14 protein-coding genes are annotated in these 16,625 nt (G+C 57.7%); 10 read left to right on the top strand and 4 right to left on the bottom strand.

What is annotated here, in order from left to right; translation table 11 throughout:
- Positions 1–3 precede the first annotated feature (3 nt).
- Positions 4–1,026, bottom strand: a complete 1,023-nt coding sequence (locus H7A51_11370; protein ID MCP5536814.1) for an efflux RND transporter periplasmic adaptor subunit — start codon at positions 1,024–1,026, stop codon at positions 4–6.
- Positions 1,027–1,160: 134 nt separating this feature from the next.
- Here H7A51_11370 and H7A51_11365 point away from each other — a divergent pair, with 134 nt between their 5' ends.
- A complete protein-coding gene (locus H7A51_11365) occupies positions 1,161–2,876 on the top strand; it encodes a DUF4407 domain-containing protein (GenBank protein ID MCP5536813.1) in 1,716 nt (571 codons plus the stop codon).
- 5 nt (positions 2,877–2,881) lie between these two features.
- On the opposite strand, the gene H7A51_11360 is transcribed toward H7A51_11365, so the two are convergent.
- Entirely contained in the window at positions 2,882–4,342 is a 1,461-nt protein-coding gene (locus tag H7A51_11360; protein ID MCP5536812.1) for a YdiU family protein, read from the bottom strand.
- A 145-nt stretch (positions 4,343–4,487) separates the two neighbouring features.
- Here H7A51_11360 and H7A51_11355 point away from each other — a divergent pair, with 145 nt between their 5' ends.
- Complete coding sequence (locus H7A51_11355; protein ID MCP5536811.1) at positions 4,488–5,423, top strand: ROK family protein; 936 nt, start codon at positions 4,488–4,490, stop codon at positions 5,421–5,423.
- 131 nt (positions 5,424–5,554) lie between these two features.
- Positions 5,555–7,555 carry a DNA gyrase/topoisomerase IV subunit A gene (locus H7A51_11350; GenBank protein MCP5536810.1) on the top strand — a complete coding sequence of 667 codons (2,001 nt, stop codon included), beginning with the start codon at positions 5,555–5,557 and terminating at the stop codon, positions 7,553–7,555.
- A gap of 24 nt (positions 7,556–7,579) precedes the next feature.
- Here the strand turns inward: H7A51_11350 and H7A51_11345 are convergent, their stop codons facing one another.
- Positions 7,580–9,013, bottom strand: a complete 1,434-nt coding sequence (locus tag H7A51_11345; GenBank protein MCP5536809.1) for a DUF1080 domain-containing protein — start codon at positions 9,011–9,013, stop codon at positions 7,580–7,582.
- Between the two features lie 154 nt (positions 9,014–9,167).
- Between H7A51_11345 and H7A51_11340 the strand changes: the two genes are divergently transcribed.
- From H7A51_11340 to H7A51_11310, 7 genes are all read left to right on the top strand, one after another.
- The gene (locus H7A51_11340; GenBank protein MCP5536808.1) at positions 9,168–9,338 is read left to right on the top strand and encodes a hypothetical protein; all 171 of its coding nucleotides are present in this window, start codon (positions 9,168–9,170) and stop codon (positions 9,336–9,338) included.
- Between the two features lie 150 nt (positions 9,339–9,488).
- Entirely contained in the window at positions 9,489–10,082 is a 594-nt protein-coding gene (locus H7A51_11335; GenBank protein ID MCP5536807.1) for a thermonuclease family protein, read from the top strand.
- Positions 10,083–10,185: 103 nt separating this feature from the next.
- Positions 10,186–10,719, top strand: a complete 534-nt coding sequence (locus tag H7A51_11330) for a C40 family peptidase (protein MCP5536806.1) — start codon at positions 10,186–10,188, stop codon at positions 10,717–10,719.
- A gap of 209 nt (positions 10,720–10,928) precedes the next feature.
- The gene (gene miaB, locus H7A51_11325; protein MCP5536805.1) at positions 10,929–12,305 is read left to right on the top strand and encodes a tRNA (N6-isopentenyl adenosine(37)-C2)-methylthiotransferase MiaB; all 1,377 of its coding nucleotides are present in this window, start codon (positions 10,929–10,931) and stop codon (positions 12,303–12,305) included.
- Positions 12,306–12,317: 12 nt separating this feature from the next.
- Entirely contained in the window at positions 12,318–12,494 is a 177-nt protein-coding gene (locus tag H7A51_11320; GenBank protein MCP5536804.1) for a hypothetical protein, read from the top strand.
- Between the two features lie 24 nt (positions 12,495–12,518).
- Positions 12,519–13,106 (top strand): hypothetical protein, encoded by a 588-nt coding sequence (locus tag H7A51_11315; protein MCP5536803.1) that lies wholly within the window; start codon positions 12,519–12,521, stop codon positions 13,104–13,106.
- Between the two features lie 83 nt (positions 13,107–13,189).
- The gene (locus H7A51_11310; protein ID MCP5536802.1) at positions 13,190–13,969 is read left to right on the top strand and encodes a prepilin-type N-terminal cleavage/methylation domain-containing protein; all 780 of its coding nucleotides are present in this window, start codon (positions 13,190–13,192) and stop codon (positions 13,967–13,969) included.
- Between the two features lie 63 nt (positions 13,970–14,032).
- On the opposite strand, the gene H7A51_11305 is transcribed toward H7A51_11310, so the two are convergent.
- Entirely contained in the window at positions 14,033–16,579 is a 2,547-nt protein-coding gene (locus H7A51_11305) for a hypothetical protein (GenBank protein MCP5536801.1), read from the bottom strand.
- Positions 16,580–16,625 lie beyond the last annotated feature (46 nt).

Here is a 16,625-nt window from a genome sequence, read left to right as displayed (position 1 = left end):
ATGTTATCGGGTGGTGAGGGTGGAGCCGTCACGGAGGTCGGCAGGCGGATGGAGCACCACCTGGTCGCCAGCGGCGAGGCCGGAGAGGATCGAGCACTGGTCGTTCCGGTAGGGCACGGTGCGGACCAGCCGAAGCCTTGCCACTCCATGGTCGTTGACAAAAACAGCCTCCATCTGTCCGCGCCGCGCCACGGCGCTTGCCGGCATGAGGAGCAGGCGGCTTTTTCCCGTCGGGATCATCGCCTTGCCATACATACCGGATTTCAGCGCGGCGGATGCAGTTAGGTCGATTTTCACGAGAAAGGTCCGTGATGCGTGATCGGCGGAGGGCTCCAGCTCACCGATTTTACCTGGGGAGGTCAGGTTGGCGGCGGCGACCTCGACGGCGATCGTCTGGCCCGTTTCCAGCGTCCCGGCAATCGACTCCGCGACGGCGGCTTCAAGTCGGAGTGACGCGGGATCTTCGATTTGAAACAAGGCGCGCCCAGGGGTGGCGAGGTCACCGGCATCGGCGAGTTTACGGGTGACGGTGCCTGAGAACGGAGCTTTGACCACCGTCTTCGCCAGCGAGGCTTTGATCAAACCCAGGTTTGCCCTCGCGATACGCTCGGTGGACTCGGCTTGTTCATACTTCGCCCGACTGGTCACCTGGCTATCCAGCAGCTTGACCTGTCGCGCCAGTTCGCGTGTGGCATGATCCAGGGAAGCCTCCGCCCGGGCGAGCGAGGCCTCCAGCTCGGAGGCGTCAATGCGTGCGATGACCTCGTCCTTTTTGACACTCTGGCCACTGACCGCGAGAAACTCGAGGATACGACCCGAGATGTCGGCGGCCACTGTCGCCTCGTGCCGGGGGCGGACGGTGCCGACCACGGACTCGTAGGTGGGTGCATCCATTGCCACGACCTTGCCGAGCTCGACCTTGACGGCTGGGCCGGCCGGATCTGACGAGCTGGCCTTCTCACGTTTGTGACAGGCTGCCAGGGTGAAAATGAGCACCAGAAAAACGCCCGTGCCATACTGTTTCATAACTAGGTGTAACCAATCACATCCAGGATTTAAATCAAGTTTGAATCTGGGTTTAGGTCGCCTGGTTAATAAGGAAACATGAACTAAAAAAGATCCTGCAAGAGGTGAGAAAAAAGCACCGTAGCGTAAGGTTAATGAATCCTCGAAAAAGCTCGGTTTGGAAGCGCGTGTTTTTCTGGCTCTCGGGAGCGGGAACCGAAACCCTGGAGCAGTGCCCGAACTGGGAGCAACGCAAGTACGTCGCCTTCGGCGCAACCGTGCTGGTGCCCTGTGCGTTCGCCTTCATCGCCTGCGCCTACGCCCTCTCCACCCTCACGCAGAACAACTGGGTGGTTTTTCCCGTCGCCGCCGTCTGGTCGTTTATCATCATGACCATTGATCGCGCCCTGCTCGCGAGTTACCGCCCGTTTCTCTCGCCGTTTAAAAAACTCGGCCAGTTCGCACTCCGTTTTGTGGTCGCCATGCTGATGGGCCTGACCATCGCCCACCCGCTGGTGCTGCTGCTCTTCCAGGACACAGTGAGCGGTGTGATCGAGGAGGCCCGGTCGGCTCAGATCGAGCGGACCAAGGAGTCGTTTAAAAAGGAAAAGGACACCCAGCTCGCGGAAATCCGCACCCAGGAGGCGGCGATCGCCAAGCAGAGGGAGAAATGGAACGACAGCTTTAACGCCAAGTTCCTCGTCGCCCAGGATAAACAGGCTGATGAGGAATTTGCTGGGCTGACACCTGAGCAACAGGCCCGACTGAAAACCTCCATCGACGAGGCCACCCAGACTTTTACCACCCGTGTTGAGTCCATCGACACCGAGATCGCAACCCTCACCCCGCAGTACACCAAGATCCAACAGGAGCAGGCGTTCTGGCAGGAGCAGTTTGAAAAAGAGGTGAACGGCCAGCGCAGCGGCATCCGCGGGCTGGGTCCACGGGCGCGAAGTATCCGCGACGACCAGTTGGCGTGGCGACGCACCGAGGCGGCCCGGCTTGGGGTGATGCTCAAAAGCCTCTCCGAGGAAAAAAGCGCCCTGCTCGCAAGCATCGCGGAATCCAAGGCCACGGCCATCGCAGCCTTTGAGAAAAAACTCGAGGCCGAGCGCGCCATCGCCGCCGTTGAAGAGGCACGGGTCGCCGCCCTGCGCCGTAAAGTGCAGGCGGACCAGGCCGACCAGTTTGTCGAACAGCAAAACCAGATCCGCACCACCATCAAGGAGCAAATCGACTCCATGCTCGTCGAACTCAAACGCATGCAGGGCGAGCTGGCCGCCACCGGTGCCGACGAGCGGGCCACGATCACAGCCATCGCCAACGACACCCGCCGCGACATCCTCACTCAGACGCTGGCACTGCACCACCTTTTCCAACAAGGGGAAAAGGGAGGGAAGTTTGCCTTCACCACCTACTGGATACTAACAGCTTTGTTCATGCTCGTCGATACCATCCCGCTGATGGTGAAGTTTTTCTGCAAGGCAGGGCCTTATGATAAATTGTTAGATCGCGACGAGGTGCAGTTTGACAGTGACCACGCCGCCTTCATCAAAAGCCACCACCGCTACATGAAAGAGCTTGGTGATGGCAACCTCATCGCCGTGACCCGCAACAAGACGCTGGAAAACGCCCTGGTCGATGGTGTCGAGCACTCGCGTGCCGCCCGCGCCTTCCTCGACTCCATGATCGAGCTCGAGCGTGCTTTCCACGAAAAGATGTTAGCCGAGGAAGAGGAGTTCGGATACGCCGGTCCCGAGAAACGTCAGATGCTTGAAGCGATGAAAAAGGGTTTCTACGACGACATGCACCGCCGTATGGAGCAGTTCTTCGCCCACTCGCACACGGTCAGTGCGCGCACCGGTGTCTAACGAATCTAAGTGCCGCAGAATGTCTCGGTGACGATTTCGCAGGCTTTGGGGGGAGCCTCAAGATCGGCGTATTGCGCTTGCTCTTGGTAAGGGTTTTCCAGGGCCCCGGTCAATCGGTGGAACGGCGCGTAGTCACCCGCATAAGCGCCTTGGATCGCTTGTTCGACCCGGTGGTTGCGCGGGATCAGGATGGGGTTGGCTGCTTGCATGGCTTGCAGACCTTTGTCTGCATCGACAGCACCCTGCCATTGCTTGAACCAGTTTTTGAATGCCTCTTTGTCAGGAAACAAAGCAGACAAGTAATCGGAGTCGCCATTGTTGACGGTGTTTGTCAGGAGTCGGAAAAAGAGAGTGAAATCCACTTGCTGGTTGGCGATCAATGACAACCCAAGCTGGATGACATCATCGTTGCTGGTGGTTGTCAGGCCGAATTTAGCGCGGAACCGGGTCATGTATTGATCGGCAAAATACGCTGAAAACCCGGAGAGCACGTCTTCGGCAACCGCCATGGCTTGGTCTTCCTTTTCATCAAGCAACGGCAGGAGTGTTTCTGCCAGTCGCGTCAGATTCCACAACGCGATGTTAGGCTGGTTCCCCCAGGCGTAACGTGCCTGCCGGTCAATTGAACTGAACACACACTGGGGATGGAAAACATCCATGAAGGCACACGGTCCATAGTCGATGGTTTCACCCGAAACGGAAGTGTTATCCGTGTTCATCACGCCGTGGATAAAACCAAGCGACATCCACTGTGCCACCAGTTTTGCCTGCGCCTGAAGCATCGATTTTAAAAAGGCGGCGTAGGGTGGAGCTGGATCAGCCGTGCACAGGCACTCGGGGTAGTGCCGGGCAATGGCGTAGTCGGCCAGGGCACGCACCGCCTCCGTATCGCGCCGGGCGGCAAAGTATTGGAAGGTCCCGACGCGGATATGGCTCGCCGCCACCCTGGTAAACACCCCGCCCGGCAGCGGCCCCTCCTGTCGGAGCACCCCCTCGCCCGTGGTCACCGCGCCAAGTGCGCGTGTGGTGGGCACGCCCAGTGCGTGCATGGCCTCACTGACGATATACTCCCTGATCACGGGACCGAGTGCCGATTTGCCGTCGCCGTTTCTTGAAAAAGGCGTCCGCCCCGACCCCTTCAGCTGGATATCACGGCGCTGGCCTGTGGTGTCGATCACCTCGCCTAACAAAAGCGCCCGACCGTCACCAAGCTGCGGCACAAAACCGCCGAATTGATGGCCGGCGTAAGCCTGGGCAAGCGGCTCGGCTCCGTCTGGCAGGCTGTTGCCTGCCAGCATGGCCACCCCCTCTGGTGATACAAGCCAGTCGGCATCGATGCCGAGTTGTTCCGCCAGTTTGCCGTTCACCTTGACCAACCCGGCCCCGGGAACCCGGGCAGGCTCCTGTTTCACATAAAAACGCTCCGGGAGTCGGGCGTAGGTGTTGTCGAATGGAATAGCGGGCATGACGGGTGTGGGGAAAGATAGTTGATAAGCATGCCGAGACAAGGCCTATAACATTCCTTCACAAGGTGGTTTGAAAAGTAGGTTTTGTCCCGGTTGCAGTGACTTTCGCTCGCCATTGGCACGGATGTTTTCTAAGAACCGTGGCATGAGTATCTATGCAGTTGATTTTGGCGGCACCCGCATCAAGGCCGGGATTGTGCGGGACGGAGGGGTTCTGGTCCACGATGCCATCGCACACAGGGCCGGGGCGTCGTTGGAAGCATCCATGCCGAGGGTCAGGGAACTCTGTGAGACGTTGTTGGCTGCCGCTGGTGGCGACATCAAACCGCAGGCGATGGTTTGCTCGCTGCCCTGTATTGTGGCACCGGACCGGAGTCGGGTCACCCGCACCTTCGGGAAATACGATGACGCCACGGAGTTTGACCTCAAAGCCTGGGTGAAATCCGGGATGGGGATTCCCTGTTGGTTGGAAAACGACGCGCGTGCCGCTGCGATAGGCGAGTGGAAGTATGGCGCGGGTGTTGGTGTGGAGAATCTTACCATGATCACACTGGGCACGGGTATTGGCACGGCCGTCATTTGTGAAGGCCGACCGCTTTTCGGCACCCACGGTGTCGCCGGAAACCTCTGCGGTCATAACACGATGCATGTGGGTGGTCGCAGGTGCGTCTGTGGCCTCGATGGCTGCGCGGAGGCGCACGTTGCCTCCTGGGCGCTCCCGGGGATCGCCCGGGAGTCGGAGCTTTTTCCCGAAAGCGCGCTGGCATCGGCGGAGATCATCGACTACCGCACCGTGTTCAGCGAGGCTGCGGCGGGTGATGAGCTGGCTGTTGATTTACGGGACCGGGCCATTGAATACTGGACCACACTGGTCATGAACCTGATTTACCAATACGACCCCGAGCGTATCGTCATCGGCGGAGGCATCATGGCGGGAAAAGATGTCATCCTTCCCGCCATCCAGGGTAAACTGGCGGAGCGCATCCCGGCGCTGCACAGCCGGACAAAGGTACTCGCCGCCGAGCTTGGTGATGCCGCCGCCCTCGCGGGAGGCTGGGCGATTTGGGAAATGGACCAATGACCGTCTTTCCCAGGAAACAGAGGACGGGAAAACAAGCACTCTCCCCAAATCCGCTCTTGCATAGGTGTTTTGGATTGCTTAAATAACGCTTCACCCCCCTGACCTCCCCTTTTTCCGACGATACCTCCCCCATGGATGAACTAGACTTTACAGATCCGGACGACACCACCGGGCATCAGAACCTCGGTGGTATGTATGCCGACTACTTCCTCGATTACGCGAGCTACGTGATTATGGAGCGTGCCGTGCCGCATCTGGGGGATGGCTTGAAGCCCGTGCAGCGCCGTATTCTTCACTCGATGAAAGAGCTTGAGGACGGTCGCTATAACAAGGTCGCCAACGTCGTCGGAAACACCATGAAGTACCACCCGCATGGTGATACCTCGATTGGTGATGCCATGGTGCAGCTCGGCCAGAAGGAATTGCTCATCGATACCCAGGGAAACTGGGGGAACGTGCTCACAGGCGACAAGGCGGCCGCCCCACGTTACATCGAGGCGCGACTCACCCCGCTCGCCCTCGAGGTTGCTTTCAACCCGAAAACCACCGAGTGGAGCCGTAGTTATGATGGCAGGAACCAGGAGCCTGTCACACTGCCGTTGAAGTTCCCCTTGCTGTTGTCCCAGGGGGTCGAGGGGATCGCCGTCGGCCTTGCCTGCAAGATGTTGCCTCATAATTTTATCGAGCTGCTGGAGGCGAGTATCTGTGCACTCCGCAAGCAGCCATTCGAGCTGCTGCCCGATTTTCCAACCGGCGGCATCATGGATGCCAGCAATTACAACGACGGCCTGCGCGGCGGCAGGATCCGGGTCCGGGCCGAAATCAAGATCGAGAAAAAACGTATCCTCCGCATCACCCAGGTGCCCTTTGGGGTCACCACGGGTAGCCTGATGGACAACATCGTGGCGGCCAACGACAAGGGGAAGATCAAGATATCCAAAATCGAGGACAACACCGCCGCCAACGCCGATATCCTGATCCACCTTCCCGCCGGGGCCGATTGCAAAACCTCACGTGATTCCCTCTATGCCTTCACCGACTGCGAAGTCTCCATCTCGCCGAATGCCTGTGTGATCCACGATGGCAAACCCCGCTTCATGGGAGTCTCCGAGATCCTCAAACACAGCGCGAAACAGACCAAGTCGCTGCTCAAAAGGGAGCTTGAAATCCGACTCGGTGAGCTTGAGGAAAAATGGCACTTCTCCTCGCTGGAGAAAATTTTCATCGAAAACCGGATCTACCGCGACATCGAGGAATGTGAAACCTGGGAAGCGGTCATCGAGGCCATCGACAGTGGGCTCAAGCCGTTCAAAAAACTGCTCAGGCGCGAGATCACCCAGGATGATATTGTCAGGCTAACAGAAATAAAAATCAAGCGGATCTCGAAGTTCGATAGCTTCAAGGCCGACGAACTCATCAACAAGCTGGAGGAGGATATCGCGGAGGTTGAGAAAAACCTGAAGAATCTAACACGCTACGCGGTCGCATACTACAAAAACCTGATCAAGAAATACGGCAAAGGCCGCGAGCGCCGCACCGAGATTGCCGAGTTTGGTGTGGTCAACCGCACGCAAGTAGTCGCGACCACGGAAGTCCTCTACGCCAACTACAAGGACGGCTTCGCCGGCTGGGGGCTGAAGAAGGACGATGCGGTTGAGAAGTGTTCGCGGATTGATGATGTGATTTGCTTTGACGGTGAAGGCAAGATGCGCGTCATTAAGATTGCCGACAAGGCGTTTGTCGGCAAACGCATCCAGCACATCGCTATTCTGCGTAAGGAGGAGGAGAAGATCTACTCGATGATCTACCGCGACGGTCGACAAGGTGCTGTTTACGCGAAGCGCTTCAAGCTGGGCGGGGTCACCCGCGACAAGGAGTATGATCTGACCCAGGGAACCAAAAACTCGCGTGTGCTCTACTTCGCCGTCCACGACACCGAGGAGGCAAGCGCCGAGAACATGGTGCTCATCCACCTCAAACCCGTGCCCCGCCTGCGCAGCCTTTCCCGTTTGTTCAGCTTTGGTGAGCTCGCTATCAAAGGCCGTGCGGTCAAAGGTAACCTGGTGACCAAACATGCGGTCGATCGCGTGGTCAGACCGCCCAAGGAGGGCGATGACCTGGAGTTGGAGTGATTGTCTTTGTTAGGCCGCGGCTGGCTATTTCCCGGCCCGGCTCAACATGATGTTCCGGAAGGATATCCTCTTGCCCTCGTTGCGGATGACGATCTTGCCCGGCCCCTTGGAGCCACCGGTCGCTTCATTGACAAGCGCCCCGTTGATCCGGACTTTGACGCTTCCCTTTGTGACGCTGAGTTTGAGCTGGTGCCACTTCCCCGGTGGATCGTCAACCGGAGCCGTCCGGGGGGCGCTGAAGGTGATGGCTTTTCCGTTCGCCCGTGCATGGAAACCGCCAATGGCATAAAGGTCGCCGCATGCGCCCGGCAGGAGTTGCACTTCGAGATACTTCCCCTCGTTTGCCCCGGCCGCCTCGTTTTCCTGGGTAAACAGGATACCGACCCCGCTGTCGCCGTCCGGTTTGTCGATTTTAAAATCGAGGGTAAGGACGTAGTTTTCGAACCTCTGTTGCGTGCGGATGTCACCGCGAATGCCCCCCAGGCATACCAACTGGCGGTCAACCACACTCCAGCCCGTTTGTTGCTTGTCCACCGGCCTGCCATTCTCATAAACATCCCATCCGGCCAAGTTCCGGCCGTTGAAAAGACCGACGATCAAGTTTTCAGGTAACTCGCCCCTGATACCTGCCTTGTTACCCGAGGACCATCGCTTCCACCTGGCGGCCGCCTTGTCTTGCCGAGGCGGCGCTTCACTGGGGTCGAAGCCGAAATCCTGTCCGCTGAGCGCCTTGAGCGCCGACCAGCTTTGGTGACGTGTAAAAAAGTCCGGGGACTCAAGGAGTCGGGCAAACGCCGGTAGGCAGGCTTTGTGTCGCAGTCTGGCGAGCGACAGCGCCGCGCTGAGCCTCACCTGCTCGGCGGGGTCATGGAGTAGTTGTTGCAAAGGGCCTGAGGCCACCCGAACGGGCAGGCCGGCCAATGCCGCAGCGATGAGGCTGCGCACATCGGCGGACTTGTTAGCGAGCTTTGCCTCGATGAGCGGTAAGTCGTCCGGTGTGACCGTCGCCCGAGCCGCCTGGTGAAGTGAGCCTGGGTCTATCTGCCATCTCCCGGATTGGACAATGGACACCATCGGGGCGAGGGCACCTTTGGACCTGGCTGTGTTGATTTGATGAAGCAGTCGATTGAGTCCGGCGCTTTCGTATTCCACGGTAAAGCGGTTGGCGAGGTCTTCGAGCCGGGTGCGGACCTCAGGTTTGGTTTCCTCCTTGGCCATCCGCCGGACAAACACAGGAAGCGCCGGCAAGTGCGTGAGTTTTTCAAATGCCTTATCACGTACTTCGAAAGCATCCGCATCCAGATCATCGATGAGGGTTTTAATCTCCTGGTTGTTTGCAGGGTTGTGGCAGAAAAAGCCAAGCGATGCGCGGGCATCGTTTGGATCGATCGACAGGTCTGCCCCGGCGATGCCAAGTAGCATGAAACCAGTCACGAGGGATGCTGGATAAAATTTCATAGAGCGTAAAGTGCCCTGCCTTGTGCCTCGCCAAGACTCCGTTATCAAGCCTCTTTACCGGAATCCGGGTGCGATGGGGGCGGGATTTTTTGCGCGGATGTTTTTTTCGACAAGAATCCTTGACCACCGGGCTACTTTTGTGAACACTGTTCACATGAATAAATCCACCCTTAAGGAGTCGCCTCTGCTTTGCTCGATGATTTCATTTTACCGTCGCTCGCTGTGTTTCCTGCGGGGTCGGAAATGGGACCCGCACCCCAGCCCCCAATGGCAGCAGCTCGAGTTACCCTTCACGCGTACCCCGGTGAAACGCTGGAACCGTTGACCCTTCCCTCCATGCCTCCCACCCCACCCCGAGCCTGCCCAGGCTGGGATCGCCCGTTGGGAAAGGAGGCGCGTGTGCAGGACAGGTGCAGGCCGTGTGCAGGCTGGTGATCACGGTTGAACAATCCGTGGATTAGCTTAACCTGACCGCATGACCCGCCGTTTCACATCCATCATTGCCGTCCTCATCGCTGTCATGGGGACGGTCTCCGCCGAAAAATGGCTCACTTACGAGCGCTGTGAGCTCGCGGACGACAAGTATTTCGATGGCGACAGCTTTTCGGTCAAGGCGCTGACCGGTTACACCTATGTCTTCCGACTGTATGGTGTTGATTGCCCTGAAACGGATAAACGGGTGAAATCCCGACTCGTTGAGCAGGCGAAGGAATTTAACATCGAGGAAAAGGACGTCATCAAGTGGGGTAAAAAAGCCGCCGACTTCTCGAAGAAGTTCCTGCGCAAACCCTTCACCGTCTATACCCGCAAAACCAAGGCCGGCGGCGCGAGTAAAAAAGCGCGTTACTTCGCCATTGTGGTGAATGCAGAGGGCAAGCGACTCGATGAGGCCCTGGTTGAGGCCGGTCTTGCCCGCGCCTACGGCATGGGCGCCGAGTGGGATGAACCCTTCTGGCATAAAACCATAAACGATCTGCCCAGCCGCATGACCTCCAAGCGTTTTATCAGCAAACTCCACAGCCTTGAGAGCAAGGCCAAGCGCGACAAGGCCGGGGTCTGGAAAAAGTAGCGTTGCTATGTGCCCGCCATCCCGTCCCGGGGCTTGATCGCGCTGCCCCGGCTCCGGTGTTTTGTTAATTGATCAAAATGATCAATTATGGTTAAATGCCGCCATGAAAAGTCTCAGCATCATCCTTACATCGCTGACGGTCCTTGCCGCATCCGTTTTTCTGACCTCCTGCTCATCGCAGCTCAAGGCCCGGGAAAGCTACATCGTGCACCAATTCGACTACGGTAAAACGGCCTACGTGGGCCCCGATGGCAAAGCCACCGCACCGCCACGCGCACCACGGCGGGTGAAACGTATGATCGCAGCGGCCAACTCCCTCACCGACAAACCTTATGTCTACGGCGGCGGCCACCGCAGTTTCAACGATACGGGTTACGACTGCTCAGGCGCCGTTTCCTATGTCCTCCATGCCGGCGGCAAACTGGACCAACCGCTGGTGTCGCAGAATTTCTTCGATTACGGGAAAAAGGGATACGGTGACTGGGTTACGGTCTATGTCCGCAAAGGCCACGTCTTTCTGGTCATCGCCGGTGCCCGCTTTGATACCGGCGGCACCTGGAACTCGACCGGTCCCCGCTGGAAACCCCAACGCCGTGGGGCGAAGGGCTACTACGTCCGGCACCCGAAAGGACTTTAACCGCAAAATACGCGGAAGTTACTTTGCTCGATCCTCCGCTTGGAGGGGTTGCATACCGTATCTTGACATATTGGGCCTGCTTCGTGGTCAAAAACATCCTTGATTCTTACCCCGTTCCCCCTACACCTTCCGCACACCGCGCAGCGGTGCTGTTTGTCGCTCCAAACTTCAAACTGAAAACTTCAAACTCCCGCGTAGCGGGCCCCCCGATGCCCAAGGTATTTATCAAGACATACGGATGCCAGATGAACGAACGCGACTCCGAGCAGGTTGCCCGGATGTTTGTGGAAGGTGGTTACACCGTGACCCAGGATGAGAAGGCAGCGGATGCGATCCTTGTCAATACCTGTAGTGTCCGCGACCAGGCAGAGCAAAAAGCACTCGGCAAGATGGGGATCATGGGGAAATACCGCGATACCCGGCCCCACCTCGTCTACGGCTATATGGGCTGCATGGCGCAGAGCCGGGGCAAGGAGTTGTTTAAAAACATCCCCCACCTCGATGTGGTGGTGGGCACCCAGAAATACCACAAGGTTTTTGAATACGTCGACAACATCCTGACCAGGCGGATGGAGCAGCGGATGGATGACCCCTCCCTCTCGTTGACCGGCGGTAACATCTGTGATGTCGAGGAGGAAAAGGACTCCCAGAACACCATCCGCGACCACGTTGCCCAGGCCGACCAGACCACGGCCTTTGTCTCCATCATGCAGGGCTGCAACATGCGCTGCTCGTTCTGTATTGTGCCCGACACCCGCGGCAAAGAACGGAGCCGACCGATCGCTGACATCGTCGACGAGTGCCGGGGGCTGGTTGAGAATGGTGTCAAGGAAATCACCTTGTTAGGCCAGATTGTCAACCTCTACGGCCGGACCGAGTTTCCCAGGGTCGATGGCAAGTCACCCTTCGTCCAACTGCTCGAAGCGGTGCACGGGATCGATGGGCTGGAGCGCATCCGTTTCGTGTCGCCTCACCCGATCGGTTACCGCGCCGACCTGGTGGCCGCCTTCACCTACCTGCCCAAACTGTGTAGCCATATCCATTTCCCGATGCAGTCCGGATCGGATTCGATTTTAAAACAAATGCGCCGACCCTACAAGCATGCGAAATTTGTCGAGATCTGCGAAAACATGAAGGCGGCCCGACCCGATATCGCGATCACCACCGACATCATCGTCGGTTTCCCCGGCGAGACCGAAGAGGATTTCCAGGCGACCGTTGATACCGTCAAACAGCTTGAATTCGATAATGCCTTTGTTTTCCGTTACTCAAAACGCCGCAACACACCCGCCGCCGAGATGGGCGGCCAGCTGTCCGAGCGTGTCAAGGAGGAGCGGAACCAACGGCTACTTGAGGTGGTCAACGAACTCTCGATCAGGAAAAACGAGGCCCTGGTCGGCAGTCACCAGCGGGTCCTCTGCACCGGTCCGTCCAAGACCAACAAGTCCCGGCTGATGGGCCGGACCAGCCAGAATAAAATCGTCATCTTCGATGGTGACGCAGAGCGTATGACCGGAGGGATTTTCGATGTCCTGATCGAGGACACGACCGGGTTTTCCCTATACGGGACGGCGGTCATCCGTTGATTTCCAGTATCCATGAGAGGGCTTACTATGGTTCACATCAAACAATGGACACCGATCATCGCAGTGGCAGTGATGATGGGGGTCGCGGGTATCAGGGCGGATGAATATTCCTATGGCCAGGTGCTGCAAACCGCCGAGACGAACCCAGGGATGACAAATAAGCCTTTCCTCCCCGGTAATTCTCCGTAACATCCGCCCCAACATTCCCCGACTATGCATCCCTACGAGAAAATTCCCCTGAATATGGCTGGCTACGTGCTTGCTGCGTGGCTGATCGGTCTGCACCTGTGGATGCTGCTGAAACCAGCTGAAAGCAAGGCGTTTTTCATCAAGCTGCCACGCAACAAGATGCTGGGGCCGTGGTTGATGGGTGCCGGAATGCTCTGGTTCTGGTTACTGGTCGCCCCCGATGGCCTCGGGCCGTTGAGCAAACTCCAGATGGACCTCGGTGAGTTCAACCGGGCCAAAAACCTGATGCGCCTCCTGGTGCCAATCGCCGCAGCCGGTATGATCATGCATGTAAAGGAATTCCTCACGGTGCGTGCAATCGGCCTGTTAGCCCTGATGGCCGCCGCGCCACTTCTATACTCCGCCTACCTGGAGCCGCCCGCGAGCCGCTTGCTGGTCCCTGTTTTCGCCTATGCGATGATTTTCAAAGGCCTGTTCTGGGTCGGTATGCCCTTTCTGATGCGTGACGCCATCACCTGGGTCACCAAAACCGACGGCCGTTACAAGCTTGCCGCCCTCGGAGGGCTGGCCTACGGTGTCGCCGTCTTGGTTTGTGCCATCCTCTGGTGGTAGTGTGCCGTCGCATTTCCGGCACGAAATAATTGATGTGAAATAATTGATGTGGCGATTTTGGGATTGTGTGTCTAGGTTATTCCATGATCCTCAAGTTGAATGATTCCAGGCGTGTTGTTGTCTACCGGGGTTTCACCCTGATTGAGCTGCTGGTGGTGATTGCCATTGTGGCAGTGCTCGCCGCCCTGATTTTCAGTGTTTCCCTTCGGGTCATCAACAACGGTCGCAGTGCCAAGGACCTCGCGCAGCTTCGTCAATCGGGTATCGGGATCACAGCCCATGCCAGTGAGACCGGTCGCTACCCGCTGTCCCAGCAGGCCACCAAGGGCGGCTACTTCTGGATGGATCATATCCGCGCATCGGCCGGAATGCATTCCGAGGGGTCGGATACCTTCACCCACGCAGACGCCGAGCCGTTCATGTCGAAGCGGCTCAATGTCAGGATTCCGTCTGATCTGGGCAGCGGGGGGTTACGCGCACTCAAGCACTATGCTTGTGTCGAGGCGGTCATGCCATGGCGCGAGGATGCCAAAGGATACCCCGGCGTCCCCTTTGTCGCGCTCAAGCGTCCCTCCACCACGGCGATGCTCATCGATGCCCCGGCCCAAAATCCGGAGAGTGTGGTCAAAAGCTCACACATCAACCTCTGGGGAGGTGCGTTCCGTTCTCAATGGTTCTATCGTGCGGCCTGGCCACAAGCGGATAACCCGGCCAAGGAGGATGAGGAGATCGCACCGGAAGCTTGCGAGGCTGTGATTGATTTCAGACACAATGGCAAGGCGCATGTGCTGTTTGCCGATGGACATGTGGAGTCCCTTAAGTCGAATGAGTTTCGTTACAGCATGTTTACCAACGCCTACTAACGCACGGGATACCTGTTTTTCCAGCGTCCGGCGGGTGGTGACGTCCTGTAACCGGTTTGTGGATCATTCACCGGGCTTGGTTTGTTGCGGCTGTTGACGTTGGGCCTGGATGCGCGACGACAACTTGTCGATTTCAAGATTGAGGGAGTTGATGCGTTTCTGGCTTTCCGCTGTGATGGCTTTGCTGTTGAGGGCGTCCAGTTCCTTTTTGAGTGTCACCAGAACCTTCTCGAGACCCTCGGCGCTCTGGTCGCCGGGGAACTCCGCGACCAGTTGATCGATGACGACGGATGCGGCATCCTTTTGGCACCAGGCGTGACGTGCGTAGGCTTGGTGGCCGTCCATCATTTTAAACCAGGTGGCCGCATAGCGGCTTAGGTCGATCTGTTGTGATTTCGCGTGAGCGACCACAGCCCGCAGCTTGGCGGCCATGGTTTTACAGATATCGGTGGTGCGCTTGGACTTGAGGTGTTTTTCCAGCTCGATGCTTGCCTGGTCCAACATCCTTGTTGCCCATGCTTTGTTGTCCACGGGTTTTTTTGCCAGACCGTGTAGCAAGAGGGCGCATGGATCTTGTTTGGCAATGTATTTGCGGGCACGCTGGTCGTAGGTGACATAGAGTCCCCTGTTGTTGAGCCTGCTGTGTTGCTCCGCCAGCCAATCGGCTTTGAGGCCGGGACGTTTCGGGTCTTTGATGGAGGCAAGTGTGGAATTCAGTCTGTCCAACAATTTCCGCCCATCCTCATCGGTCCGGAAAAGTGAGCTGAAGTGTGTATCCAGCTCACGGGACACGTTGACCAGGGTGGCATCGAGCCCTTTGACATGGAGTTGATAGCGCGTCAGTAATTCTGAAGATGTCGGGTTTTGTGCTAGCGCCCCATAGATCTGGGCGCACAGTTGCTTGTCTCCGGGGACAGGTTGTTGCTCCCATATCTTACAGATGTTTTTCCAGGTTTCAGAGAGCATCCTGTCGCTGTGTTGAAAGCCTTGTTGGCCCTTTTTGGATTCCAGGGCCTTTTGAAAATCGAGCCAGAGTGCGAGAGCTTGTCCGGGGCTGGTGGTGGCGGCACAGGTTGCACGCGCCAGGCTGATGTTGCACGGGTTAAGCATCAACGAGCTTTTGAGCAGGGAATGCCGCTGACCGGCGGACAGGTGAGGCTGGAGTTCCAGGCATAATGACCAGCCAAGCAGGGAATCGGTAAAGCCGTCGAGTCCCCAGTTCATCGCGGCGGCGAGTGCCACAAGCTTGTTGCTGTCGTTGCCAATGGATGTGGGGTTTTGATGATCGAAGTACCATTTGATGCCCGTCCTGGCCACGGTGGCTGAGTAAATACCATTTGCTTTTTTCAGGGAGCCGGGAAATGAGTGACCCGGTGAGGCACAGTTCATCATGCTCATGCCAAGGGCGGCACCTGCTTGCATGTTGGTGCTGGTGTGGGTGCCGCAGACGCCACCGTCCTTGCGCATCATGGCCAGACTGCCGTAGGCGTAATCGAAGGGGGTCAGTCGGCGCAGTCGGAGCATGGTGGCGTCCTGCGCCACTTTGCCGACATATTCGACATAACGCATCGGGCGTATCCCCCGGGCCATTTCCAGCCAGGCATATTCCGCCTCGCGTAGTGGTTGGGGAGAGTTGACCAGATAGATGGCAAACGGCCAGGCGTCGGGCAGCTCAACCTTGCGTGACGGATCATTGGCATTGCTGATTTGGTAGGCCAGCCATTCGGCAGGCGACGGCAGCGGGTCCCGGTTTCTTGGCAGGAGGCCCTTGGTCATATAGGCCTCGGAAAACAGCTGCCATGCCCGGCCCAGAGCCTTGCGCTCGGGCAGGCGCCACGACACCCCCTTGTATTTCCAGTTCAGGCTCTCGCCACAATGGAGGGGCTGGAAATCCTTCACCTTACGCTGCATGTAGGTGTTGAATTCAGCCTGGAGTGGTTTGCTTGCTACGATGTCGCAGGCCCTGATTGGTTTTGGTCGTGGCTCCACCTTGGTGATTTCCCCCGCCTGGTTGAGCGTTTCCGTTTCATACATGAAGTTGATGACGTGATCATGGATGTCGTAGGGGCGGTCCTTGGGGTGTGTGTCCACCCTGACCAGCGGGTTCCCGGGGATGACCACCTTGATCGGCGGGCGTTTTTTCAGGCTGATCCACGGCAGGGCTTCCGGGTTTTTCAGATCGACCTGACGGGCATGGAGCATAACGGCTGCGAGCACAAGCTGCGGGTACTTACGGACGTTGGCGTCACCCAAATCCAGTGTGAGCGAATGCAACAGCACCAGTGCCTGGGCAGGGGTTCCGTGTTCCATGCCGTAGATGGCGGATGCGATGACGGGGGACTGGTCAACCCAGTCAAACAGCGGATCGGGCAAGGAGATCGCATGTTGCTGAAGCGCCTTGATGGCATCCGCCTTGCGGTAATTGAGGTAAGCCAGCCTGGCTTCAGGAGTAAAGCGATGGTTGTTTTTCCCAAGTTGCAGAAGCAGTTGTTGTTTTGACTCGCTTACCGGGCTGTCCGTTTTTTCCGCACCATCAACTTGCGTGGTGTGGGCAAAGGGAGAAGCGATGGAAAAAAACAAAAGTGATGTGGTTATTCGTCTGAAGGTCATGATGTGAATGGTTCGGATTACCGGGGAAGGGGAGGCTGACAAAAGA

It is taken from the genome of Akkermansiaceae bacterium, assembly GCA_024233115.1.
GTDB lineage: Bacteria > Verrucomicrobiota > Verrucomicrobiia > Verrucomicrobiales > Akkermansiaceae > Oceaniferula.
Note: the sequence above shows the minus strand (reverse complement) of the source record. Positions and strands in the feature narration are given on the sequence as shown.

Bases quoted from the DNA above. Each gene is read 5' to 3' on its own strand.
- H7A51_11370 (MCP5536814.1), bottom strand. From the start codon at position 1,026: ATGAAACAGTATGGCACGGGCGTTTTTCTGGTGCTCATTTTCACCCTG.
- H7A51_11365 (MCP5536813.1), top strand. From the start codon at position 1,161: ATGAATCCTCGAAAAAGCTCGGTTTGGAAGCGCGTGTTTTTCTGGCTC.
- H7A51_11360 (MCP5536812.1), bottom strand. From the start codon at position 4,342: ATGCCCGCTATTCCATTCGACAACACCTACGCCCGACTCCCGGAGCGT.
- H7A51_11355 (MCP5536811.1), top strand. From the start codon at position 4,488: ATGAGTATCTATGCAGTTGATTTTGGCGGCACCCGCATCAAGGCCGGG.
- H7A51_11350 (MCP5536810.1), top strand. From the start codon at position 5,555: ATGGATGAACTAGACTTTACAGATCCGGACGACACCACCGGGCATCAG.
- H7A51_11345 (MCP5536809.1), bottom strand. From the start codon at position 9,013: ATGAAATTTTATCCAGCATCCCTCGTGACTGGTTTCATGCTACTTGGC.
- H7A51_11340 (MCP5536808.1), top strand. From the start codon at position 9,168: ATGAATAAATCCACCCTTAAGGAGTCGCCTCTGCTTTGCTCGATGATT.
- H7A51_11335 (MCP5536807.1), top strand. From the start codon at position 9,489: ATGACCCGCCGTTTCACATCCATCATTGCCGTCCTCATCGCTGTCATG.
- H7A51_11330 (MCP5536806.1), top strand. From the start codon at position 10,186: ATGAAAAGTCTCAGCATCATCCTTACATCGCTGACGGTCCTTGCCGCA.
- miaB (MCP5536805.1), top strand. From the start codon at position 10,929: ATGCCCAAGGTATTTATCAAGACATACGGATGCCAGATGAACGAACGC.
- H7A51_11320 (MCP5536804.1), top strand. From the start codon at position 12,318: ATGAGAGGGCTTACTATGGTTCACATCAAACAATGGACACCGATCATC.
- H7A51_11315 (MCP5536803.1), top strand. From the start codon at position 12,519: ATGCATCCCTACGAGAAAATTCCCCTGAATATGGCTGGCTACGTGCTT.
- H7A51_11310 (MCP5536802.1), top strand. From the start codon at position 13,190: ATGATCCTCAAGTTGAATGATTCCAGGCGTGTTGTTGTCTACCGGGGT.
- H7A51_11305 (MCP5536801.1), bottom strand. From the start codon at position 16,579: ATGACCTTCAGACGAATAACCACATCACTTTTGTTTTTTTCCATCGCT.